The 22,492-nt window shown below is 65.1% G+C and carries 19 protein-coding genes and 1 pseudogene; 12 read left to right on the top strand and 8 right to left on the bottom strand.

Translation table 11 applies throughout. The features are described from left to right. Positions 1 to 203: 203 nt before the first annotated feature. The 6 genes and pseudogenes from ACVIGB_RS26990 to ACVIGB_RS26965 all read right to left on the bottom strand — a co-directional run bounded on the left by ACVIGB_RS26990 (position 204) and on the right by ACVIGB_RS26965 (position 7,856). A pseudogene (locus tag ACVIGB_RS26990) lies at positions 204 to 690 on the bottom strand (redoxin family protein). A 108-nt stretch (positions 691 to 798) separates the two neighbouring features. Beyond that, complete coding sequence (locus ACVIGB_RS26985) at positions 799 to 1,362, bottom strand: DUF924 family protein (protein ID WP_456720337.1); 564 nt, start codon at positions 1,360 to 1,362, stop codon at positions 799 to 801. Positions 1,363 to 1,381: 19 nt separating this feature from the next. Then, a complete protein-coding gene (locus tag ACVIGB_RS26980; protein ID WP_456720338.1) occupies positions 1,382 to 3,064 on the bottom strand; it encodes a long-chain-fatty-acid--CoA ligase in 1,683 nt (560 codons plus the stop codon). A 175-nt stretch (positions 3,065 to 3,239) separates the two neighbouring features. Then, on the bottom strand, positions 3,240 to 4,685 hold the full coding sequence (locus tag ACVIGB_RS26975; protein ID WP_456720339.1) for a D-alanyl-D-alanine carboxypeptidase family protein: 1,446 nt from the start codon (positions 4,683 to 4,685) through the stop codon (positions 3,240 to 3,242). Positions 4,686 to 4,882: 197 nt separating this feature from the next. Beyond that, a complete protein-coding gene (locus tag ACVIGB_RS26970) occupies positions 4,883 to 6,661 on the bottom strand; it encodes a glucan ABC transporter ATP-binding protein/ permease (protein WP_456720340.1) in 1,779 nt (592 codons plus the stop codon). Positions 6,662 to 6,800: 139 nt separating this feature from the next. Then, positions 6,801 to 7,856, bottom strand: a complete 1,056-nt coding sequence (locus ACVIGB_RS26965) for an ABC transporter substrate-binding protein (protein ID WP_456720341.1) — start codon at positions 7,854 to 7,856, stop codon at positions 6,801 to 6,803. Positions 7,857 to 8,117: 261 nt separating this feature from the next. On the opposite strand from ACVIGB_RS26965, the gene ACVIGB_RS26960 reads away from it, so the two are divergent. From ACVIGB_RS26960 to ACVIGB_RS26930, 7 genes are all read left to right on the top strand, one after another. After that, positions 8,118 to 8,558, top strand: coding sequence for a hypothetical protein (locus tag ACVIGB_RS26960; RefSeq protein WP_092118764.1), 441 nt, complete (start codon positions 8,118 to 8,120; stop codon positions 8,556 to 8,558). Between the two features lie 123 nt (positions 8,559 to 8,681). Continuing rightward, positions 8,682 to 9,095, top strand: a complete 414-nt coding sequence (gene hisE / locus ACVIGB_RS26955) for a phosphoribosyl-ATP diphosphatase (protein ID WP_092118761.1) — start codon at positions 8,682 to 8,684, stop codon at positions 9,093 to 9,095. Positions 9,096 to 9,158: 63 nt separating this feature from the next. After that, positions 9,159 to 9,740 (top strand): YqaA family protein, encoded by a 582-nt coding sequence (locus ACVIGB_RS26950; RefSeq protein WP_092118758.1) that lies wholly within the window; start codon positions 9,159 to 9,161, stop codon positions 9,738 to 9,740. A gap of 124 nt (positions 9,741 to 9,864) precedes the next feature. Next, positions 9,865 to 10,365 carry a hypothetical protein gene (locus ACVIGB_RS26945; protein WP_456725070.1) on the top strand — a complete coding sequence of 167 codons (501 nt, stop codon included), beginning with the start codon at positions 9,865 to 9,867 and terminating at the stop codon, positions 10,363 to 10,365. Positions 10,366 to 10,535: 170 nt separating this feature from the next. Then, positions 10,536 to 11,507 (top strand): NAD(P)H-dependent flavin oxidoreductase, encoded by a 972-nt coding sequence (locus tag ACVIGB_RS26940; protein WP_456720342.1) that lies wholly within the window; start codon positions 10,536 to 10,538, stop codon positions 11,505 to 11,507. 119 nt (positions 11,508 to 11,626) lie between these two features. Then, positions 11,627 to 12,400, top strand: coding sequence for a thioesterase family protein (locus tag ACVIGB_RS26935; protein WP_456720343.1), 774 nt, complete (start codon positions 11,627 to 11,629; stop codon positions 12,398 to 12,400). Positions 12,401 to 12,637: 237 nt separating this feature from the next. After that, on the top strand, positions 12,638 to 14,794 hold the full coding sequence (locus tag ACVIGB_RS26930; RefSeq protein ID WP_456720344.1) for an ATP-binding protein: 2,157 nt from the start codon (positions 12,638 to 12,640) through the stop codon (positions 14,792 to 14,794). Positions 14,795 to 14,944: 150 nt separating this feature from the next. On the opposite strand, the gene ACVIGB_RS26925 is transcribed toward ACVIGB_RS26930, so the two are convergent. After that, a complete protein-coding gene (locus tag ACVIGB_RS26925) occupies positions 14,945 to 16,507 on the bottom strand; it encodes an AMP-binding protein (protein ID WP_092118743.1) in 1,563 nt (520 codons plus the stop codon). A 64-nt stretch (positions 16,508 to 16,571) separates the two neighbouring features. Between ACVIGB_RS26925 and ACVIGB_RS26920 the strand changes: the two genes are divergently transcribed. From ACVIGB_RS26920 to ACVIGB_RS26910, 3 genes are all read left to right on the top strand, one after another. After that, on the top strand, positions 16,572 to 17,570 hold the full coding sequence (locus tag ACVIGB_RS26920) for an NAD(P)H-dependent flavin oxidoreductase (RefSeq protein WP_456720346.1): 999 nt from the start codon (positions 16,572 to 16,574) through the stop codon (positions 17,568 to 17,570). Between the two features lie 115 nt (positions 17,571 to 17,685). Further along, the gene (locus tag ACVIGB_RS26915) at positions 17,686 to 17,943 is read left to right on the top strand and encodes a hypothetical protein (RefSeq protein ID WP_212314100.1); all 258 of its coding nucleotides are present in this window, start codon (positions 17,686 to 17,688) and stop codon (positions 17,941 to 17,943) included. Positions 17,944 to 18,051: 108 nt separating this feature from the next. Continuing rightward, positions 18,052 to 18,789, top strand: coding sequence for a hypothetical protein (locus ACVIGB_RS26910; protein WP_456720347.1), 738 nt, complete (start codon positions 18,052 to 18,054; stop codon positions 18,787 to 18,789). Positions 18,790 to 18,829: 40 nt separating this feature from the next. Here ACVIGB_RS26910 and ACVIGB_RS26905 read toward each other — a convergent pair whose 3' ends face one another. Then, positions 18,830 to 20,254 (bottom strand): toll/interleukin-1 receptor domain-containing protein, encoded by a 1,425-nt coding sequence (locus ACVIGB_RS26905; protein ID WP_092118734.1) that lies wholly within the window; start codon positions 20,252 to 20,254, stop codon positions 18,830 to 18,832. Between the two features lie 399 nt (positions 20,255 to 20,653). On the opposite strand from ACVIGB_RS26905, the gene ACVIGB_RS26900 reads away from it, so the two are divergent. Both ACVIGB_RS26900 and ACVIGB_RS26895 read left to right on the top strand, forming a co-directional pair. Next, positions 20,654 to 21,793, top strand: coding sequence for a patatin-like phospholipase family protein (locus ACVIGB_RS26900; protein ID WP_456720348.1), 1,140 nt, complete (start codon positions 20,654 to 20,656; stop codon positions 21,791 to 21,793). Positions 21,794 to 21,905: 112 nt separating this feature from the next. Next, entirely contained in the window at positions 21,906 to 22,490 is a 585-nt protein-coding gene (locus ACVIGB_RS26895; RefSeq protein ID WP_456720349.1) for a hypothetical protein, read from the top strand. The last annotated feature ends 2 nt before the right edge of the window (positions 22,491 to 22,492 follow it).

The following is a 22,492-nucleotide window of genomic DNA, read 5'->3' as shown; positions in this document are numbered from 1 at the left end:
TCCCAAAACTGTCATCGCCCGCGAAAGCGGGCGATCCAGTATTCCAGAGACGGTAGCCATTGAAACGAGAGGCCGCGGCGTACTGGATCGCCCGGTCCCGTCTCCGCCAAGGCTCCGACGAGGCCATGCATCTTTGGCGCGCCGAAGCTTTGGCGAAGGTGGCGAGCCGGGCGATGACAGCCAGTTGCGGCGAGAGCGTCAGCTCAGAGCTGCCCGAGCAGCGTGTCGCCGCCGGAGACCTCGACCTTGCCCGGAGCCGGCGTCCTTGTTGAGCTTCTTCACCACGCCGTCATCGACCAGCATCGAGTAGCGGTGGGAGCGGATGCCGAGGCCGTTGCCGGAGGCATCGAGCTCCATGCCGATCGCCTTGGCGAAATCGGCATTGCCGTCGGCCAGGAAGACGGCTTCGTCGCGCTGGTCCGTGTCGCGCTTCCAGGCGTTCATCACGAAGGCGTCGTTGACCGAGACGATCGCGATGGTGTCGACGCCCTTGTTCTTCATGGCATAGGCGTTGAGGAAGATGCTCGGCAGATGCATCTTGTGGCAGGTGCCGGTGTAGGCGCCGGGCACCGCGAACAGGGCGACCTTCTTGCCCTTGAAAATGTCGTCGGTGGTTTTGACCTGCGGACCTTCGGCGGTCATTACGCGAAACTTGGCTTCCGGCAGCTTGTCGCCAACATTGATCGTCATCGTTGCTCTCCCTCGGTGAAGCGGAATTGTCTTAAACCCGGCGGTCGGACCGCACAATACGACCTGCTGCGGGAACGGCAATGCCGAAGCGCAGTCACCGTTCCGTCATCAGCCGGAAAACCCGCCGGCGTCGAGAAAGGCCTGCTCGTCCGCGGTGGTTTCCCGGCCCAGCACCCGGTTACGGTGCGGGAAGCGGCCGAACCGGCGGATGATGTCGGCGTGATCCTCGGCATATTTCAGGTTGTCGGGATGGCAGTCATATTGCCGGAACAGCGCCACGCAGCGCCGCTGGTCGTCGAGGTCCTCCGAATGCTCGAAAGGCAGATAGAGGAATTCGCGCAATACCGGGTCGGTCCGCGCATCGACGCCGCGGTCGATGGCGCGCCTTGCCACTGCACGCGCCAGCGCATCGCTTGAAAAAGTCTTGGCGTCATCGCGAAACAGGTTTCGCGGAAACTGGTCGAGCACGATGGTCAGCGCCAGCGCGCCCTCGTCGCTTGCCTCCCATGACGACAATTCCCCGGCGGCCGCCCTTTGCCAGGTGGCAAGGAAGCGGCTGCGGATTTCGGCATCGAAGGTGTCGTCGTGCCTGTACCAGCGGTCGCGGCCGGCTTCTCGCCAGAACGCGATGACGTCGGCAGGCGTCGCGAAGCGCACGTCAGTCGTATCCAACGTCAGCCTCACCCACGCTCTACGCCGCGGCCTTCTTCTCGTCGCGCAGCTCGCGACGCAGGATCTTGCCGACATTGGTCTTCGGCAGGTCGGCCCTGAACTCGATCTGCTTCGGCACCTTGTAGGCGGTGAGCTGGGTGGCGCTGAACTTGATGATGTCCTCCGCCGTGATGTTCGGGTCCTTCTTGACCACGAAGGCCTTCACCGCCTCGCCGGACTTCGCATCGGGCACGCCGATCACGGCGCATTCGAGCACGCCCGGATGGCTCGCCAGCACTTCCTCGATCTCGTTCGGATAGACGTTGAAGCCCGAGACCAGGATCATGTCCTTCTTGCGGTCGACGATCTTGGTGAAGCCGCGCTCGTCCATCACGCCGATGTCGCCGGTGCGGAAATAGCCGTCCGCGGTCATTACGCGCGCGGTCTCGTCCGGCCTGTTCCAGTAGCCCGCCATCACCTGCGGACCCTTGGCGCAGATCTCGCCGGCCTCGCCGAGCGGCAGCTCGTTGCCGTCGTCGTCGCGGATCGACAGATGGGTCGAGGGCACGGGGATGCCGATCGAGCCGGAGAACTCGTCGGCGTCGGCAGGATTGCAGGTCAGCGTTGGCGACGTCTCCGACAGGCCGTAACCCTCCGACAGCGCGCAGCCGGTGACCTTCAGCCATTTCTCGGCGACCGGCTTCTGCGTCGCCATGCCGCCGCCGAACGAGGTCTTCAGCTTGGAGAAGTCGAGCTTGTCGAAGCCGGGTGTATTCAACAGGCCGTTGTAGAGCGTGTTGACCGCCGGGAAGCTGTTGACCTGGTACTTCGACAGCTCCTTGATGAAGCCCGCCATGTCGCGCGGGTTCGGGATCAACAGATTGACGCCGCCGGCGCGCACCGCGAGCAGGTAGCACGCGGTCAGCGCGAAGATATGATAGAGCGGCAGCGCGCAGACGATGAAGAGCTGCTCGACATGCGGCGGCTTCTTCAGCGCCGGCTGCAGCCAGGCGTCATTCTGCAGTACGTTGGCGAGCACGTTCTGGTGGATCAGCGTGGCGCCCTTGGAAACGCCCGTGGTGCCGCCGGTGTATTGCAGGAAGGCGACGTCCTGGCGCGTCAGCACCGGCTTGTTGAGCTTCATGCCGCGGCCGGCCGACAGCGCCTCGTTGAAGCTGACCGCACCAGGGATCGACCAGGCCGGCACCATCTTCTTCACCCGGCGCACCACCAGGTTGACGATCACGCCCTTGAAGCCGAGCAGGTCGCCCATGCTGCCGACGATCACCTGCTTCACCGCGGTGTTAGGCAGCACCTTCTGCACGGTGGTGGCGAAGTTCTCCAGCACGATGATCGCTTCCGCGCCGGAATCCTTGAGCTGATGCTCGAGCTCGCGCGGGGTGTAGAGCGGATTGACGTTGACCACGGCATAGCCGGCGCGCAGCACGGCGGCAGTCGCGACCGGATATTGCAGCACGTTCGGCATCATCAGCGCGACCCGGACGCCCTTCTGCAGGCCCTTGCTCTGCAGGTAGGCGCCGAGCGCCGTCGACATCTCGTTGAGCTCGCGATAGGTGATCGCCTTGTCCATGCAGATGAACGCCTTGCGATCGGCGAACTTCTTGAAGCTCTCTTCCAGCAATTCGACCAGCGACGAATATTGCGTGACGTCGATATCGGCGGGCACGCCGGCCGGATAATGCTTGAGCCAGATGCGCTCCATAATGGCTATTCCCTCTCATATAAATTTGGCTGATGTCCCGGATTGCTTCCGGGTTTTCCGACCCTTGACCGCGTCTTGGCCGCTTTATTTCAGGCAGTATTGAGCGATGCCGCGGCCAATGGCAAGCCGCTGCGCGCTATCGACGCATTGGGAGATCGGAGGGGGTGGCGCTCTGCTAGCCTGCCGGCTTGGCGTCGGCCTTCGGCTTCTCAGCCTTGGGCTTCTCGGTCTTGGGCTTCGCAGCAGGCTTTGCCGCCGCCGCCGGCTTGCCGGCAGGCTTTGCAGCGGCGGGCTTGTCCGCGGCGGGCTTCGCAGCTGCGGCATCCGGCTTGGCGTTGGCGTGACGTACGGGCTTGGCCGCCGGCTTGCTGTCCGACTTGGAGGCGCTCTTGCTGTCACCCTTGGCGTCATCAGCCGCATCGGACTTCTTGCCGGCGACACGGGTGTGCTTGCCCTTGGCGCGCTTGGCCGGCTGCAGTTTCTCGGTGTCGGCGTCGACCGCGGCGATCAACGCAGCGCCGGTCTTGGTCGGTCCCGTATAAACCACGACCGGTTCGGACGCCGCCGCCGGCTGCGCCAGGAGGTCGGCCGGTTTTGTCGGCATCGCGGCCTGCAGGCCCGAGGCGAAGAAGCTCACGCCGCTGTCGCCGTTGGTGCTCGCGCCGGCGCTGGCGACGGTGTCTTCTCCGTCCTCGTCGCTGGCGGGCCGCTTGTGCTTGGCGCCGCACATCTCCTCGCGCAGGTTCGGCGGGGTGGAATCGATCGGCACCAGATTGTCGACGGTGCCGAGCGAGGGCCGCAGCCACGCCAGACCGTTATTGGCAAAGCCGCGATCCAAAAGCTGCGCGGCGCGGATCGCGCGCATGCGGCCCGAGGAGGCGCCGAGCACCACGGCGATCAACCGCTTGCCGTCGCGCGTCGCCGACGCCACGAGATTGTAGCCGGAGGCGCAGATGAAGCCGGTCTTGAAGCCGTCGGCGCCGGGATAGCGGCCGATCAGCTTGTTGAAGTTCTGGGTGATGCGGCGGCCGAAGCGGATCGACGGGATATGGACGAAATACTCGTATTCCGGCAGGTCGCGGATGATGGCGCGGGCGAGGATCGCCATGTCGCGCGCCGAGGTGATCTGGCCGTCGGCGGGCAGGCCGTTCGGGTTGACGTAGCTCGTTTGCGTCATGCCGAGCTTCTGCGCGGTCTGGTTCATTTCGCCGGCAAAGCCGTCGATCGAGCCGCCGATGCCTTCGGCCAGCACCACGGCCATGTCGTTGGCCGACTTCACCAGCATCATCTTGAGTGCGTTGTCGACGGTGACCTGGGTGCCGGGCCGAAGGCCCATCTTCGAGGGCGACTGCGATGACGCGGTCGGCGACACCGTGAGCAGCGTGTCGAGCGACACCCGGCCATCCTTGACCGCCTTCAGCGTCACATAGGCGGTCATCAGCTTGCTGAGCGAGGCCGGATACCACGGCATCGTGGCATTGTCGGCCTGCAGCACCTTCCCGGTATCGGCCTCGACGACCAGCAGCGCCTCGGCCTGCGCGATCTGCGGCGTTGCGATGGCGAGCATCGCGACGGCCAGAATCCATTTCAACGACAGGCGCAGCGGGCGAGGAAAATACACGACGGTTCCGGTCCTTTGAGACCCGCCTTCGAGAAGGAGGTCTTGCGATGTGACGTACGGGTTTCAAGCGTGTCCGGCGCCGCATTGCGGCGATGCAAACCTATACCGGCTTGCCATCTGAGAACAGAGGCCGGCCAATTATATCGTGGACGAAATCGGCTGAATTTCGGCAGCCGCCTCAATCGGAAAGGGGAGGATTATGGTGCCTCGATGCCGGCGCGCGCCTGTTCCTGGACCATGAACTGGGCCCGCGCAAGTTCGGCAAAACGCCCGCCTTTCGCCACCAGTTCATCGAAAGTTCCGCTTTCGATCACCCGTCCCTGGTCGAACAACAGGATGCGGGTGGCATAGCGGATGGTCGAGAGACGGTGCGCGATCACGAAGGTGGTGCGGCCCTTCATCACTTCGTCGAGAGCAGCATTCACCTTGGCCTCGGTGACGGCGTCGAGCGCGCTGGTTGCCTCGTCGAGGATCAGGATCGGCGGATCCTTGAGCAGCGCACGCGCAATCGACAGCCGCTGCCGTTCGCCGCCGGACAGCATGCGGCCGCGCTCGCCGGCATGGGTGTCGAACTTCTTTTCGCTGCGCTCGATGAAATCCAGCGCCTGCGCGCGCGCCGCGGCGGTACGCAGCTCCTCATCGGTCGCATCGGGCTTGCCGACGCGCAGATTGTCGGCGAGCGAGCGGTTGAACAGCAGCGCTTCCTGAAACACCACGCCGATGTTTCGCCGCAGCGCGGTCAGCTTCAGCGCGCGTATGTCCATACCGTCGATCTCGATGATGCCGGATTGCGGATCGAACGCGCGATGCAGCAGCGCGATCGCGGTGGATTTGCCGGCGCCGGTCGCGCCGACCAGCGCGATGGTCTGGCCGGGCAATGCGGTGAAGGTGAGGTCCTCGATCGCCGGCCTCTTGCCGTCATAGGAGAACGAGACGTCGTTGAATTCGACCAGCCCGGACAGCCGGCCGGGATCGACCGCGCCGGGCCGGTCGCGTACCGCCGGCACCGCATCGAGCACGTCGAAGAATTCCTGCAGGCGCGGCGCTTCCATGAACACATTGTTGATGAAGCTCACCACCTGCTCGAGCTTCTGGATCAGCATGGTGGCGAACGAGACAAACATCACGATCTCGCCGACCGTGGTGAGGCCTTCGTTGTGGAGCGCGATGCCGACGGTGAAGATCGCGAGCACCGTGATCGTGGTCGAGGCGCGCGTGATCACGGTGACCAGCGCCCACCATGACAGCACCGGCATCTGCACCGCGAGCAGCTTGTCGGCGACGTAGCGCAGGCCCTGCACCTCGGAATCGATCCGCACGAAGCTCTGCACCAGCGCGACATTGCCGAGCGCGTCGGAGGCGCGCGCCGAGAGGTCGCTGTAATAGGCCTCGACCTCGCTCTGCATGCCGTAGGTCTTGCGCACCACCAGCGTGGTCAGCACGGTGAACACGACGCAGAGCGCGAACAGCAGGATCGCCAGCCGCCAGTTGATGTAGAGCGCGAGCGGCAGCAGCACGATCAGCGACATGATCGCGGCGAAGTGTTCGCGGAAGAAGCCGAGCCAGAGCCGCCACAGCGCATCGGTGCCGTTCAGCATCACCTTCATCAGCCGCCCGGAATGGGTGCCGGAGTGAAAGGTCAGCGGCAGCTGCAGGATGTGCTCGAAATAATCCGTCAGCACCGCCTGGCGCTGGCGGTGCGCGAGCCGGTCGGCCTGCAACGCGACGATCGCGCTGCAGCCGATCGTGAACAGGCCGAACGCCGCCCAGGCCGCGAGCAGCGGCCAAGCCGAGGAGGTCGCGAACAGCCCGGTGACCGGCCGGCCCGACAGCACGTCGACGATCTTGCCGAACAGCACCGGCTCGGCGAATTGCGCAGCGGCGAGCAGCATGTTGGCGGCGGCCAGGATCCAGCCGAGCCGCGCCTCCTTGCCGAGCAGTTCGAGGACGCGGGTATAGAGGCGAAGCATGGACATGCCGGCGGGACTCGTCAGCGGTGGGCGCCCGGTCAGGCGGGACGCAATTTAATCAGGGTTCGGGATGCAGGGCTAGCGGGCGATGACGCATCGCGCTCCGCGCTTTGCCGGGCATGACGACTGCTCAGAGGGGCGACTTTCAATTCACCAGCCGGCCATCGATCGGCGGCAGGAATTGGTCGTCGAAGATGTCGGCAGCGTGCGGCCGCTTCTGGAATTTGAAGTCCTCCGCGAGCTGGTCGAGCGATCGCTCGAAGCGCTCCGCCTCGATGCCGCCGAGGCCGTTGCGCTTCACCTCGCCTGTCAGGATGTTGTCGCGGATGATGGCGCCCAGCCGCTCGAGCTCCAGGTCGCGCGAACCGCCATCCATCCGGCTCACCACCTCGCTCGCCGCGCGGGCCGGGTCCTTGACCGCGAGGTTGGTGCCGCCGATCACCGCGCGCACGAACCCCTTCACCGCGTCCGGCTTCGCCGCCGCAAGGCGCGGGCTGACGATCACGGCAAAGCCATAGGCTTCGCAGCCATAGTCGGCGAAGCGCAGCACCGCGAGGTCATCGGCGGGCACGCCGCGATCGCGCAGATTGATCGCCGAGAGATAGGAGAAGCCGGTCACGGCATCGATTTGGCCTGCGGAAAGCATCGGCTCGCGCACCGCGGCGCTGATCGTGCTCTGCTTCACGCTCGCGAGCTTGATGCCGTTCTGCTTGGCGACCGCGGGCCACAGCCGGATCGAAAGATCGCCCTCGGCGACGCCGAGGTTCTTGCCCTGGATGTCGGTCAGCGCCTTGATGCCCCGGCTCTTGCGGGCGATGATCGCATAAGGCGCCTGGTTGAACAGCACGAACACCGCCTTGACGGCGGCAGCACCTGGCTTGTCGCGAAAGCGGATCAGCGAGTTGATGTCGACGAGGGCGAAATCGCTCGAGCCGTCGGCGACGCGCGCGATGGCGTCCGCCGAGCTGGTGGCGACGTTGGTGCCGACCGCAAGGCCCTCGGCGCTGAACAGGCCGCCAGCCGACGCCATCACGAATGGGGCCGCGGCAGCATCAAGCGGACGATCGAGCGTGAACTGGATGGTGAGCGGCTGCGGCGCATCGCCGGCGCGCAGCGGTGTGACGGCCGGCCACACGCCGCCCGAAAGGCCGATCATGCCGGCCAGTATCCAGCGGAGAACGGTGGTCCGACTTACCTGCATCATGACATCCGGGAGGCGAGACAAAGTGCCGCGCCGGCTGCGCCTGCTTCATGACATCGAATGCGCCAGGGCAGGGCGCAATTCAAGCATCAATTTCAAGCGTTATTTGCGGGCATCCTGCCCCAGGCAAGGTGAACGGCCGATGACTGCCATGATTTAACCCAAGGTTGTTCAGCTTGCATTCGGTTTGGGGAACCTAATCTAGAGACAGTGGTTAGCTCACCAGGGCCCGTCGGGCCGGCTTCCACAAGGATGACTACAATGTTTGCGCGAAAGGGTGTTTTTTCGTCCATTGGCCGCGCAGCCACATTGGCAACGGTTGCCGCGGTGGCGTTGACGGCCGTTGAGCCGACGATGGCGTTCGCAGGCTCTGCTCCGGCGGGTAAGGCCGCCGCTGTGACCACATCGCACGGCACGAGCAGCGCGACCGATATCAGCGCGCGCCGTCGCTACTATCGTGGCGGAGGCGGTGGTGCGGCCGCTGCGGCTGTGTTCGCCGGGATCGTCGGCACGGGTCTGGCGATCGCCGCAACCCAGAACCGTCGCGACTATTACGACTCCTATGGCTACGACAGCGGCCCGGGCTACTACGGTGGTCCCGCCTATTATGGTGGTGGCCCGGCCTATTACGGCGGCGGACCGTATTATGGTTATCACGGCTATTACGGGCGCCGCTCGGCACTGCCCTATACGCCGTACTGACACCGTCGTCGGTTCGCAGAACTGTCACAAAAGATCGAATCCACCGGCTGCGAGGCCGGTGGATTTTTCGTTGTCGGCTCGCCCGTTAACACGCTGGCGACGCGTTTCGATTAGGCTCCTAGGATGAGTGATTCGATCGAGCGGCTTTACCAGGCGGTGATCGCGGCCAAGGATCTTGATCCGGCAGTTTCGCGCACGGCACGGCTGTTCCAGCGCGGGCCGGCCAAGATGGCCAAGAAGCTCGCCGAGGAAGCGGTCGAGGTCGTGATCGACGCCGTCAGCGGCAAGCCGGACGCCGTCGTCCGCGAGAGCGCGGACCTGCTCTACAATCTCACCGTTCTCTGGGCATCGGCCGGCGTGAAGCCGGGGGATGTCTGGCGCGAGATGGAGCGGCGCGAGCGGCTGCTCGGGATCGCCGAGAAGCTCCCGAAGTCGCCGGTCAAGGTCTCCAAGTCCCTGCCCAAGACCGCGCCCGTTCCGGTGGTTCGGCGTCGAATTGTCGCGCTGGAGAACCGGCTGCGCAAACGGCAGTCGTAAATCAACCAAATTCGATCCATTCCCGGCATGGACAAATCCGCTCCATGATGGTTCATCGCGCCCATGTTGAAACGGATTTACGACTGGTGCGTCGCGGCGGCCGACAAGCCCTACGCACTCTGGATTCTCGCGGCCGTCGCCTTCGCCGAGAGCTCCTTCTTCCCGATCCCTCCTGACATCATGCTGCTGCCGATGTCGCTGGCGCGGCCGAAGCGGGCCTGGTGGTTCGCGGCCGTCTGCACCGTCGCGTCCGTCGCCGGCGGCGTGCTCGGCTACGCGATCGGCGCGCTGCTCTACGACTCGCTCGGGCAGTGGCTGATCCATCTCTATGGCCTCTCCGACAAGGTCGACGCGTTCCGCGCCTCCTATGCCGACTGGGGTGCCGTGATCATCCTCGTGAAGGGGCTGACGCCGATCCCCTACAAGCTCGTGACGATCACGTCGGGCTTTGCCGGTTACAACATCTGGCTGTTCATCCTGTGCTCGATCGTCGCACGCGGCGGCCGCTTCTTCTTCGTCGCGGTGCTGCTCAACCGCTATGGCGATGTCATCCGCGCCGAGCTCGAGAAGCGGCTCGGCCTGTGGGTCGCGATCGGCGCGATCGTGCTGGTGCTGGGCTTCGTTGTCGCATTCAAGCTGATCTGACCAAAGTTCTAGCTGTTCGCGTCTTTGCTCGCGGACAGCTTCGGACTACGGTCGCTGCGTTGGCTGATGGAATCGACGACCGGTGAATCTCACGAGACTCAATCCCGCCAAGGCGCGCGTTGCGATGGCGGGCCTTGCGCTGTCGATGGCGCTGCCTGCGACCGACAGCGCACGGGCGCAGACTGCGCCGCCCGCGCTCGGCGTGCAGTCGCCGGCGCAGCAGCCTGCTGAATCTCCGCAGCAACAACAGATCGAGCTGCCGCCGGCGCCGGCCGAGCGCGAGAATCCCGGACTGATCAACGAGATCGGAAAGCTGTTCGAGAAGTCGAAGTCGGCGCTGCCACAGCTGAAGAGCCCCGGCGAGACCATCAACGATCTGTCGAACATCGCGCGCCCCTCGACGATGGTGACCGGGCGCGCAGCCTGCGTGGTGGCCTCGAACGGCGCGCCAGACTGCAAGATCGGCGCCGACCGGCTGTGCCAGAGCAAGGGATTCAAGGAAGGCAAGAGCATCGATACCGACGCCTCCGAGAAATGCTCGCCGCTGGTCTATCTGCCGGGCCACAAGCGCGGGCCGAATGACTGCAAGACGGAAAATTTCGTGACACGGGCGGTCTGCCAATAAAGGTGTCGATACCGCGTCTGGGATGCCAGATGCGCCCGAAAACACGGCATCTGGATGAGGTTTTGTCATCCTTTTTGCAGCGCCGTAACGCAATACTTGACACTGGAAAGATTGCCTTGTTGGTATGACGGTCAGCATTCGAGACCAACCAACTTGAGGATCCGCCGCCAATGTCCATGCCTGCTCTGTTCAAGGGCCGCCTGTCTCTTCCCGTGATCGGGGCGCCGCTGTTCATCATCTCGGTGCCCGACCTCGTCATCGCCCAGTGCAAGGCCGGAGTGGTCGGCTCGTTTCCGTCGCTGAACGCGCGGCCGCCGGAACTGCTCGACGAATGGCTGTACCGGATCAAGGAGGAGCTCGCCGCCTACGACAAGGCGCATCCGGAGCGGCCGTCAGCGCCGTTCGCGGTGAACCAGATCGTGCACAAGTCGAACAACCGGCTCGATCACGACATGGCGCTTTGCGAGAAGCACAAGGTGCCGATGATCATCTCCTCGCTCGGCGCGCGCGAGGAGCTCAACCAGGCCGTCCACGGCTGGGGCGGCATCGTGTTCCACGACGTGATCAACCAGAAGTTCGCGCACAAGGCGATCGAGAAGGGCGCCGACGGCCTGATCCTGGTCGCGGCCGGCGCCGGCGGTCATGCCGGTACGCTGTCGCCGTTCCCGTTCGTGTCGGAGACGCGGCAGTGGTTCGACGGGCCGATCGCGCTGTCAGGCACCATCGCCAATGGCCGCGCCATTCGCGCGGCGCGCATCATCGGCGCCGACTTCGCCTATATCGGCTCCGCCTTCATCGCGACCAAAGAGGCGAACGCGGTCGAGGGCTACAAGAGCATGATCACCAATTCGTCCGCCGAGGACATCATCTACTCCAATCTGTTCACCGGCGTGCACGGCAATTACCTGAAGCCGTCGATCGTCGCCGCCGGCATGGATCCGGAAAACCTGCCGACCTCCGATCCCTCGAAGATGAGCTTCGGCACTGACTCGTCGGGCGAGCGCGCCAAGCCGAAGGCCTGGAAGGAGATCTGGGGCTCCGGCCAGGGCGTCGGCAGCATCTCAAAGGTGGTGCCCGCGGCCGAGCTGATCGCCCGCTTCAGGAAAGAGTATGACGAAGCAGTCGATCCGGCGCTTGCCTAAAGCACGGTGACCAAGATGGATCACCGCGCTTTAGCTTTCTGTTTGAGCATGATCTACGCGCTAACGCTTCGCGTTTGTCGCGGGGAAAACCGCTCCACACTTTTCCGGATCATGCTCTGATGGAGCCGATCTTTCGCGTTGACGGCGACCGCGTCGTCACCGGTCCCGATGCCGCGGGTCCATGGGACCCGCGGATGCAGCACGGGTCCGCGCCGGCGGCGCTGGTGGTGTGGGCTGCAGAAGCCATCCCCACGCCGGTGCCGATGCGGATCGCGCGGGTCACGATCGACCTGATGCGTCCGGTGCCGGTGGCGCCGCTGACGGTGTCGAGCGAGATCCTGCGCGACGGCCGCAAGATCCAGCTCTGCGGCGTCAGGCTGCTCGCCGATGGCGTCCTCGTCGTCTCCGCCACCGTGCTGAAGATCAAGCAGCAAGCGGCCGAGCTGCCGCCGGATGTCGCAGCCCTTCCGGTCGATCTGCCGGCCCCCGACGAAAGCATCGTCGAGCCGGGCAATCTCGCGAACAGTCCGTTCGTGAAAAACATCTCGATGCGCGCCGCGCGCGGTCGCTTCGGCGTGCTGGGCCCGGGCGCGATCTGGTTCCGCGTCAACCAGCCGCTGATCGCAGGCGTCGCCGTTTCGCAGGCGATGCGCGCGGTGGTCGCCTCGGATTTTTCCAACGGCGTTTCGCCGGCGCTCGATTTCAGCCAGTGGACCTTCATCAACGCCGATCTCACCGTGAGCTTGGCGCGCGAGCCGGTCGGCGACTGGGTCCTGCTCGACAGCGAGTCCTGGATCGGGCCTGACGGCGCAGGGCTTGCGATGTCGCGGCTCGCCGACCAACGCGGCTATTTCGGCCGTACCGTCCAGAGCCTCGTGATCGAGCGGCGCTAGCGCCGGGCCGGTTTCAGCCGCCACGATCGAGAGAAGGGCGGCCCGCGGCGGCCGCCCTTGTGCAAAAATACCCCTGCGCGTCCGGAACGGTTGGCGGCACCAACGAGTTTTGGTCTCGTTAGGGGGTGTCATGACGCGCATCGATCTCGCCGCCGGTTTCCTGGCCAAGGCCGTCCGGCGGCCCCGTGCGTTGCGGGTGGATGGTATCGGCGCTCCGGAGCGGCCCGGAGCCTCGCGGTGAAGCCCGGCCCGTCCTCGGAACGCGCGGTCATCCTCGCCGCGAGCGAGCGGGACGCCGTCAAGACTGCCCACCTGATCAAGGAAGCCGGCCACTACGCCAACATCTGCGGCGACCTCGCCGAGCTCGAGCACCAGGTCGCGAGCGGGGCGGGCCTTGCCATCATTGCCGATGAGGCGATCAGGACCGCCGACCTTGCCGGCCTGACGCGCTGGCTGAACGAGCAGCCGTCATGGTCGGATTTTCCCATCGTGCTGATGAGCGAGAAGGGCGGGCCCGAGCGCAATCCCGAAGCGGCGCGGCTCGGCCGCGCGCTCGGCAATGTCACCTTCATCGAGCGTCCGTTCCATCCGACCACGCTGGTGAGCCTGGTCGCCGCGGCGGTGCGCGGCCGCCGCCGCCAGTACCAGACCCGCCAGATACTGGAAGACCTGACCGAGAGCGAAGACCTGTTGCAGACCGCGCTCGATGCCGGTCATCTCGGCGCGCTCGAACTTCATCTGCCGGATTTCGAGCTCGAGGCGTCGCCGACCTGCAAGACATTCTTCGGGCGCAAGCCTCGCGGCCCCTTCACCTATCAGGATCTGCTCGACGCGGTGCATCCCGATGACCGCGCCCGCCGCAGCGAAATTGTCGAGCAAACGCTGCGCACCGGCGCGGATTACCGGATCGAGTATCGCAACATCTGGCCCGACGGCACCCAGCACTGGGTCGATGTCCGCGCCCGCGCGGTGCGCCGGCCCGACGGCAGCATCCGATCGCTGGTCGGGGTCTGCTCCGACATCACCGCGCGCAAGACCGCGGAGATCGAGCGCGAGGCGCTGCTGGCGCAGCTCGCCGCGGAACGCACCGCGCTTGCCGAGCTCACCGCGACGCTGGAGCAGCGGGTCGAACAGCGCACCGCCGACCTGATGAAGGAGGTCGCCGCGCGCGAGCGGGCGCAGGAACAGCTCCGCCATGCGCAGAAGATGGAGGCGATCGGCCAGCTCACCGGCGGCGTCGCGCACGACTTCAACAATCTGCTGATGGCCGTGATGGGCAATCTCGATCTGCTGCGCAAGCGGATGCCGGAGGACCCGCGCCTGCGCCGGCTGGTCGATGGCGCGTTGCAGGGCGCCGAGCGCGGTGCCTCGCTGACGCAACGGCTGTTGGCCTTCGCGCGGCAGCAGGATCTGCGCGCGGTGCCGGTCGATCTCGGCGCGCTGGTGCGCGACATGAGCGAATTGCTCGAGCGCTCGCTCGGGCCGCGCATCACGCTGCGGCTCGACATCCCGGACGGACTGCCGGCGGCCTGCGTCGATACCAATCAGCTCGAGCTTGCGGTGCTCAACCTTGCGATCAACGCGCGCGATGCGATGCCGGACGGCGGCGTGATCGAAATCCGCCTCGCGGCCTGGCAGGCCAAAAACGATCAGGCCAAAAACGATCAGGTCAAGGGCGATCCCGCGCTGCAGCCGGGCAATTACCTGAAGCTGTCAGTGGTCGACAGCGGCAGCGGCATGTCGCCGGACGTGCTGAAGCGGGCGATCGAGCCGTTCTTCTCGTCAAAGCCGGTGGGCAAGGGGACCGGGCTCGGCCTGTCGATGGTGCATGGGCTGGCGGTGCAGCTCGGCGGCGCGCTGCAGCTGTCGAGCGCGGTCGGCGAGGGCACCACGGCCGTGCTGGTGCTGCCGGTCGCGACAACAGCGCCGGCGGTCGAGACCCCGGCGCCTGCGGCACAGAAGGTCAAGCGCTCGGCGGTGATCCTGCTGGTCGACGACGATCCGCTGATCGCGATGTCGACCATGGAGATGCTGGAGGACCTCGGCCATCGCGTGATCGGCGCCAGTTCCGGACCGCACGCGCTCGATATCCTCAGGAGTAATCAGAAGATCGACCTGATGATGACCGATCACGTGATGCCCGGCATGACCGGCCTCGAGCTCGCCGCGGCCTCGCGCGAGTTGCGCCCGCATCTCGTCGTCCTGCTCGCCACCGGCTATGCCGAACTGCCCGACGGCACCCAGGTCGACCTGCCGCGGCTGGCCAAGCCCTACCACCAGGATCAGCTGCGCGAGCGGCTCGATCAGCTGCTGGGGCAGGGGGGCGGTCAGCTCGCGGCCGCAGCGAGCAGCGACAGTCTTGCCGCGCCTTCCACGCTCTCTCCGTCACCCTGAGGAGCCGCGAAGCGGCGTCTCGAAGGGCGACGGCCCAGCTCTTGCCGCGAGGACAGGTTGCTTGCAGCACACGGCGGCACCGAGGCCGTGCATCCTTCGAGACGCGCGCAAGAGCGCGCTCTTCAGGATGACGGTTGGGAACTTGCGCAGCTACCCCACCATGCGGTCGCGGCCGGACCAGAAGCGCGCCTTCAGCACCTTCTTGTCGACCTTGCCGACACCGGTCATCGGCAGCTCCTTGACGAACTGGATCTGCTTCGGCGCGTGCGCCGAGCCCTTCTTCGCCTTCACGAGGCTGATCAGCTCGTCGGCGTCGGGCACAGCGCCTTCGCGTGCCACCACGACGGCGGTGACGGCCTCACCCCATTTGTCGTCGGGCACGCCGACCACGGCGACCATCGCGACGTCGGCGTGCTGCGACAAGACATCCTCGACTTCGCGTGGAAAGATGTTGAAGCCGCCGGAGACGATCATGTCCTTCTTGCGGTCGAGGATGAACATGTAGCCGCGCTCGTCCTTGCGGGCGATGTCGCCGGTGTGCAGCCAGCCGCTCTTCAGCGTCTCGGCCGTGATGTCGGGCCGCTTCCAGTACTCGGCCATTACATGCGTGGCACGCACGCAGATCTCGCCGGCCTCGCCGGTCGCGACCTCCTGATCGTCCTGATCGAGGATCTTCACCTGGCAGGCGGTGATCGGGAAGCCGCAGGACAGGAACAGCTCCGGCGTCTTCGGGTCATGGTCCGCCTTGCGCAGCACCGAGACTGGATAGCATTCGGTCTGCCCGTAGAGCTGCGAGAACACCGGGCCGATCCGCTCGATGCCCTCGACCAGCCGGCTCGGCGACATCGCGGAGGCGCCGTAGAGCAACAGCTCGAGCGAGGAGAGGTCGGTTTTGGGCAGCGCCGGATGATCCAGCATCACATAGATCATGGTCGGCACGAACAGCGTGAAGTTGATCTTCTCGCTCTCGATGGTCTTGAACACGGCCTCTGGATCGAACCCCTTCAGCATATGCACGGTGCCGCCGCGCATCAGCGTCGGCAGCACCTTGGTGCCGGCGACATGGCTGATCGGCGCCACCGTCAGGTAACGCGGCGTCTCCGGAATCTCGAAGTCGGCAAGGATGGCGGCGGCGAAGCCGCCATATTCGCGGTGATAGCGCAGCGCGCCCTTGGATTTGCCGGTCGTGCCGCCGGTGTAGTTCAAGGTCGAGATGTCGTCCTCGCGGGCGAAGTTCTTCGCGGTCGCGCTGCCGGCATCCTCGACCACCTGCAACAGGTCGGCGCCGTAATCTGCCGGGCCGAGCGTGAACACGGTCTTCAGGCCGGCGGCCTTGGCGGCGAGCTCGCCGCCACGATCGCGAAACGTGATGCCGTCGACGATCAGCATCTCGGCCTCGGAGTCCTCGATCTGGAACAGCTGGTCGTCGAGCGAGCCGAGCGGGTGCAGCCAGGTGATCGCGAGCCGCGACAATTGCGCGGCGACGCCGGCGCACCAGCTGTCGGCACGGTTGGCAGTGAGCAGCGCGACGCGGGTGCCCGGCGCAAAGCCGAGCCGCATGAACACGCTCTGCATCCGTCCAATCAAATCGGTGGCGCCCTGGTAGCTGAGCGAGCCGCCCGGCCACGCGAAGGCCGTGCGCGACGGATAGCGCGCCAGCGCCCGCAAGGTCTGCTCGCACACCGCCGGAAATGCATAGAGCGGATTGCTCATCTCGTTGTCCCTCCCGCTTTGCCTTTGGCTTCTCTCGTGCCAATGTTGGCGCAACGCTAACACAATGATGCAGGGAAGAAACAACTTGTCCGCTGATCCTCTCGCGCGTTTTCGCGATCGCCTCCGGTTGCCGCTGATTGCCGCGCCGATGTTTCTGGTGTCGGGCGTCGAGCTGGTGGTAGCGGCCTGCCGCAACGGCGTGATCGGATCGTTTCCGACGGTGAATTGCCGTGAGACGGAACAGCTTGATGCATGGCTCGGCGACATCGCGCGGCGCCTGCAGACGCATGCCGACGCGAGCGGCAAAGCCGCAGCGCCGATTTGTCCGAACCTGATCGTGCACCGCTCCAACGCGCGGCTGGCGCAGGATCTCGCGGTGCTGTTGCGGCACAAGCCCGAGGTCGTGATCACCTCGGTCGGCTCGCCGGCGCCGGTGCTCGCCCCCTTGCACGATGCCGGCGCGCTGGTGTTCGCCGACGTCGCCTCGATCCGTCATGCCGAGCGCGCGGCAGCGGCCGGCGCCGACGGGCTCGTGCTGCTCACCGCGGGCGCTGGCGGACAGACCGGCTGGCTCAATCCGTTCGTGTTCGTCCGCGCCGTGCGCGCATTCTTCGACGGCCCGATCGTGCTGGCCGGCGGCATCAGCGACGGCCACGCGCTGCGCGCCGCGGAGGCGCTCGGCTGCGATCTCGCCTACATGGGCACCAAGTTCATCGCGACGCGCGAGAGCATGGCGGAGGCGAGATACAAGCAGATGCTGGTCGAGGCGACCGCCGACGACATCCTGCTCACGACGGCCTTCACGGGCCTGCAGACCAACATGCTGCGGCCCTCGATCGAGGCCGCCGGGCTCGATCCCGACAATCTGCCGGCGCGCGGCGCGATCGACATCGGCAAGGACATCGACATCGGCGCCCGCGAAAGCCGCCCCAAACGCTGGTGCGACATCTGGAGCGGCGGTCATTCCGCCTCGGGGGTGACCGGGGTGCTCGCGGTCGATGATCTCCTGGCCCAGACGATGGCAGAGTACGAGGCGGCGAGCGCGCGGGTGCGGCTCGTCTGACCCTTCAAGTCCCGCCTGTCCGCTTAACGCGGCATTAACCATGCCAGTCCCAACAATAGCGTCAGGGGATGGTCCGCCGCCGCGGCTGGCCGCCCGGCAGTTGTGGGAATGCGACATGGCTTTTGAGGCGCTCTTCGCCAGGGATTCGGCCAAGACCCCGGCATCGCTCGACGATCTCCGGACCCGCGTGTTCTACGCCTTGCAGCGGCATCCGCTGTGCCGCCAGGTCGAATTCGACATCGTCAGCACGCCGCGCACCCGCCGCACCAACTGGACGGTCAGTCTGCACTCGGTCCAGCCCGGTGCCCTCTGGACGGCGCACGAGATCGTGGCCGACATCCAGGAAGCCTATGAGCTTGACGCCGCAGCCTGATTTTCGGGCCGTTTCGGGACGATTTCACCTATTTGGCGCTGTCACGGCACGGTAACGCCGCATTTCTCGCGCAGTTTGCGGCAACACCGGCCGGGAATGGAGTAGTTTTTGACCAGAGCCATCACCCTCGCCGCGCTGACCTGCTTCCTCCTCGCCGGCGCCGCGATAACAGCCATTTTGGGCCGCGACAGCCTGCCCGCGGCGCAGGCCGACATTGGTCCGGTCGCCAATCGCGCCAGCAAGCAGGACAAGCTTGCGGTCACGACGCTCGCGACGGCCGCCCTCGAGGCGCCGCGGCCGGCCGAGCCTCCCGCCAGTCCGTCGCCGCTCCTGCTGCGGGCGCAAGCCGCGATCCCGGGCGCGACCGATACCGTGCGCCAGGCTTATGCCTCCGCCGAGCCTGCCGATATCGGCCTGCCGAAGATCAATGACCCCGTCGATGCGGCCCAGCCGCAGATCGCCGAGCCCGCCGCACCGGCGCCGGCCGCCCCCGCCGCGCTGCCGAAGCCCAAGGCGGCCGCCAAGCCGGCGCCGCAGAAGACCTACGCCCTGCTCAGCGACGCGCAGATCGCCGGCATCAAGGACCGGCTGAAGCTGTCGTCATCGCAGGAGTATTACTGGCCGGCGGTCGAGACTGCGCTGCGCGCCGTCGCGCGCAAGATCCACGCCAAGCGCCAGGGCGATCCCGCATCGGGAACCATGCCGATCGATCCCGACTCCGAGGAAGTCCAGCAGCTGAAGTCGGCGGCGATGCCGCTGCTGTTCCAGCTCCGCGAGGATCAGAAGAACGAGGTCCGCTCGCTGGCGCGCCTGATCGGCCTCGAACGCGTCGCTTCGATGATCTGAGCGCAAGGGTCGGCCGAGTCGAACCTGCGGCCGACGAGTTCTAGTGGGCTTCCAGCGGACGCAGCTTGTCCACCTTGCCCTGGGTTTCGATGAGCAGTTGCTTCATGAAGTCCTTGTTGCGCTTGAGCCATGGCTCCAGCGTCTGCCGCACATCGCCCGGCGACTTCTTCTCGATGGCCTGCGCAAGCCGGGTCTGAAACGTCCCCCAATCCTTGAACATCTCCTTCAAGAGCGCATCGTCGGAGATGTTGATAGTCGACTTGATGTCGCCGACGGTCTCGAGCTCGCGCATGTTGCCCTGTCGCAGGATCGAATCGAGGTTTTCCAGGCATTCGTGGTAGCGCTGCAGCAGATCGTCCCATCGCTTGGCGCTGAAGTCATCGTCCAGGTTCTCGACCGCGTTGTACAGCGGCTCGAGAAACGACCATCGGAAGCGCCGCGCCAGTCGCAGCAGGATTGAGAGGAAGACGATGTCCTTCGGCATGTTCTGCGCGACCATCAGTCTTGGATCTTCGCTGAATGGCGGCATCGGCACGAAGATGATGACGACCGAGAACGGCGTGTTGTCGAGATATTCGAGCCGGGCGATGACCGGTTGATACAGCTTCAAATCGCGGAAGATCGGACTGAGGACCTGCTCGCGGCTTCGCCGGCTGGCAATGTCCACGTCGGAAAACGAGTTCGCGACGTAGCTCGTCAACTCGTCGAGCCAGGCGCCACTGTCATACCGATTCTGTGCGCTGAGCAGGTCCTCCCAGTCGAGATCAGCCGCATCGGGGCCGGACAGCAGCGTGGTGGTGGCGGGATCCGCCTCCAGCTTGGCATCCGTCAGGAATCCCCGCGCACGGTCTGACGGCGGCAGTGTCTTCAGCGCATCGGCCTTCTGCCGGAACGACAATTCGTCGCTGAACACGATGCGAAGCCGCAGGCGAAACAGCTCTTCCGGGCGGGTGATCTGCATGAACTGCGCGTGCAGGTCCTTCACCGCCTCGTTGAAGTCGCGGGCGTGATTGGCGTTCAGTTTCGGCCGCAGCGGCACGGCACCGAAGGTCGGCCGCACGAACAGATCTTCGAGAAACCGCCGGACCTCGTCCTCGCCGATCCCGTAAAACTCGTTCTCTGCCAGCATCGGAAACGACGGCGAACTGTCGACCGAGAACCACAGCACCTTCGACATGAGCTTCAACGCGCGCTTGTAGCCGTCGAACTGGGAAATCTCGGACGCGCACCAGGTCCAATTATGTTCGGCATTGGTGTGGATGAAGATCAGGCAGTCGGCCTTCGCCGTGTTGTCGATCATCCATTGCCGCCATTCCGCGCCGCCGGGAATTTCCTCGCACACGAAGCATTCCACCGAACGCTGACCGTCCAGGCTGCTGAGATATTCGAGCCGCGCCTTCAACAGGCGCGCGAGAAATCTGTCTTCGGCGCGATGGCTGATAAAGACCGAGAAATCATTTGGCATGGCAAAATCCGGTCTGCATGAATTTGATGCGACGGCTGGCCGTGTCTGTTCGGCCGAATGCCGCGGCTGCACGTCCTGCCGCGGACAGAATGATAGCTCGTCTCTGAAATGTGCGATCGCCGGGCGCGAAAAAAGAAAAACCGTCTGCCAGTGATGTATCTCACTATACCTTAGGGTGTGCCATGTGCAAGATACCTAGGGAACCGGCGCGCGATGCTTGTCGCGCTCCGGTGCGGACTGGTTAAAATTTTTCGAAACTCAGCTGATGTGTCGATTTGAACGCATCGCGTCATTTCACGGCCCGGCGCCGTTCGCGCCTGGACGCACGATCAATTGAGCCTTCGGCCGTGATCGGTCGGCCGTATCGAGATCAGCAAAAGTCATAGTCGGGGAGCAGTCATGCCGAAGACCAAGCAGCAGCATCTTGATCGTGAAGCAGGACCGAAGCGGATTTTGGCGCTCGACGGTGGCGGCATTCGCGGCATTCTGACGCTCGAATACCTGGCCGCGATTGAGACGCTGTTACGCGAGCGGTACAAGAACAACGACCTGTTGCTGTGCGACTATTTCGATCTGATCGGCGGTACCTCGACCGGATCGATCATCGCGGCCGGACTGGCTTGCGGCATGACCGTGGACGCCTTGAAGAAGCTGTATCGCTCGATCGGCACCGACATCTTCCAGGAATCGTTCTGGCGGCGGGGGCTCTTAGCACCGAAATTCAATTCCGACGCCTTGCAGCGCGCGCTCGATGCGCAGCTCGGCGCCGACACCGTGATCGGCGGCGATCGCATCCGCACCGGCTTGATGATCATGACCAAGCGGCTCGATACCGGCAGTCCATGGCCGCTGCATAACAATCCGGACGCGGTCTTTGCCAAGCAGGACGGCGCGTTGCGGCTGACCCAAGTGGTGCGCGCCAGCACCGCGGCGCCAACCTATTTCAAACCGGAGGAGATCACGATCTCGGCGCGCGACGGTCACACGGTCAACGGCGCCTTCGTCGACGGCGGCGTCAGCCCGTTCAACGATCCGGCCCTGCAACTCCTGATGCTCGCGGCACTCCATGGCCACGGCTTTCGGTGGCACACGGGCAAGGACAAGCTCCTGCTGATCTCGGCGGGTACCGGCGTATTCAGGTCGACCTACCCGACGGAGCAGATCCTTCACATGCCGGCGGCGGAGCAGGGTGTGCGCTCACTGCAATCGCTCATGGATGATTGTAGCCGGCACAATCACGGCATGCTGCAGTGGCTGACCAATTGCCTGACGCCGTGGCCGATCGATCGCGCAGTGACGGACATGATCGCGGACAGCCAGAACGGGCCGCAACTCGCGACCTATGCGCGCTACAACGTGCTGCTGGAAACGGCTTGGCTGAAGGAGAAGCTCCGCATCGATCGGACGCCGGACGCGCTTGCGAAGGTCGCAGCGATGGACGACCCGAAGAACATGGACGAACTCGCCGGGATCGGACAGCTCGCCGCGAAGGAGCAGGTCAGGCCGGAACATTTCCCACAGGCCTTCGATCTCACGTAGTGCCGCGCGGAGCGGCGTCACAACACGCGGATCCCGGCTTCGACAAGGAATTTGGCTTCAGTTAAGTTCGTCACCTGGACACAATGATCCAATCATGAGTCGAGGTGTCGCGATGGCCACGGAACAAGACGCCAAATCACCGAACACGGTGGTTCTCTTCAGCGGTCACATGATCGATGCGCCAGATCGAAAAACGCCACGCTTTCCCCCGGACAAGGAGCCCGCTGCGGCCGCCGCGATTGCCGCCGCGCTTGTGCGGATCGGGGTCCGCGAAGGCGATCTTGCAATCTGCGGCGGGGCCTGCGGTGGCGATCTCCTGTTTGCGGAAGCCGCCCTCGCGCAGGGCATGCGGCTTGAGATCTACATTCCGTTCGATGAGCCGACCTTCCTCGCCGGTTCGGTGGATTTCGCCGGTGGCAATTGGCGTGCGCGCTATTTCGCGGCGAAATCGAAAGCGACGCTCCACGTCATGCCCGGCGAACTCGGGCCGCTGCCGGCCGGCGAAAACGCCTACGAGCGCGACAATCAATGGATGCTCGCGCGCGCCGCCCGGTTCGGCGACGAGAAGATCGCCTTCATCTGCCTGTGGAACGGCGAGGGCGGCGATGGCCCTGGCGGTGCGAAGCACCTGATGGAAGAGGCGGGACGCAAGACGACCTGGATTTACTGGCTGGATACGAGAAAATTATGGGACTGAAG

This window comes from Bradyrhizobium sp. USDA 4341 (assembly GCF_054063755.1).
The sequence above is the reverse complement of the archived record's forward strand: the minus strand, read 5'-3'. Positions and strand labels throughout refer to the sequence as shown.

What these genes read in the sequence shown, in the direction of transcription:
- ACVIGB_RS26980 (WP_456720338.1), bottom strand. Translation starts at nt 3,064, where the DNA reads ATGGAGCGCATCTGGCTCAAGCATTATCCGGCCGGCGTGCCCGCCGAT.
- ACVIGB_RS26970 (WP_456720340.1), bottom strand. Translation starts at nt 6,661, where the DNA reads ATGTCCATGCTTCGCCTCTATACCCGCGTCCTCGAACTGCTCGGCAAG.
- ACVIGB_RS26965 (WP_456720341.1), bottom strand. Translation starts at nt 7,856, where the DNA reads ATGCAGGTAAGTCGGACCACCGTTCTCCGCTGGATACTGGCCGGCATG.
- ACVIGB_RS26960 (WP_092118764.1), top strand. Translation starts at nt 8,118, where the DNA reads ATGTTTGCGCGAAAGGGTGTTTTTTCGTCCATTGGCCGCGCAGCCACA.
- hisE (WP_092118761.1), top strand. Translation starts at nt 8,682, where the DNA reads ATGAGTGATTCGATCGAGCGGCTTTACCAGGCGGTGATCGCGGCCAAG.
- ACVIGB_RS26950 (WP_092118758.1), top strand. Translation starts at nt 9,159, where the DNA reads ATGTTGAAACGGATTTACGACTGGTGCGTCGCGGCGGCCGACAAGCCC.
- ACVIGB_RS26945 (WP_456725070.1), top strand. Translation starts at nt 9,865, where the DNA reads ATGGCGGGCCTTGCGCTGTCGATGGCGCTGCCTGCGACCGACAGCGCA.
- ACVIGB_RS26940 (WP_456720342.1), top strand. Translation starts at nt 10,536, where the DNA reads ATGTCCATGCCTGCTCTGTTCAAGGGCCGCCTGTCTCTTCCCGTGATC.
- ACVIGB_RS26935 (WP_456720343.1), top strand. Translation starts at nt 11,627, where the DNA reads ATGGAGCCGATCTTTCGCGTTGACGGCGACCGCGTCGTCACCGGTCCC.
- ACVIGB_RS26925 (WP_092118743.1), bottom strand. Translation starts at nt 16,507, where the DNA reads ATGAGCAATCCGCTCTATGCATTTCCGGCGGTGTGCGAGCAGACCTTG.
- ACVIGB_RS26920 (WP_456720346.1), top strand. Translation starts at nt 16,572, where the DNA reads ATGATGCAGGGAAGAAACAACTTGTCCGCTGATCCTCTCGCGCGTTTT.
- ACVIGB_RS26915 (WP_212314100.1), top strand. Translation starts at nt 17,686, where the DNA reads ATGGCTTTTGAGGCGCTCTTCGCCAGGGATTCGGCCAAGACCCCGGCA.
- ACVIGB_RS26905 (WP_092118734.1), bottom strand. Translation starts at nt 20,254, where the DNA reads ATGCCAAATGATTTCTCGGTCTTTATCAGCCATCGCGCCGAAGACAGA.
- ACVIGB_RS26900 (WP_456720348.1), top strand. Translation starts at nt 20,654, where the DNA reads ATGCCGAAGACCAAGCAGCAGCATCTTGATCGTGAAGCAGGACCGAAG.
- ACVIGB_RS26895 (WP_456720349.1), top strand. Translation starts at nt 21,906, where the DNA reads ATGGCCACGGAACAAGACGCCAAATCACCGAACACGGTGGTTCTCTTC.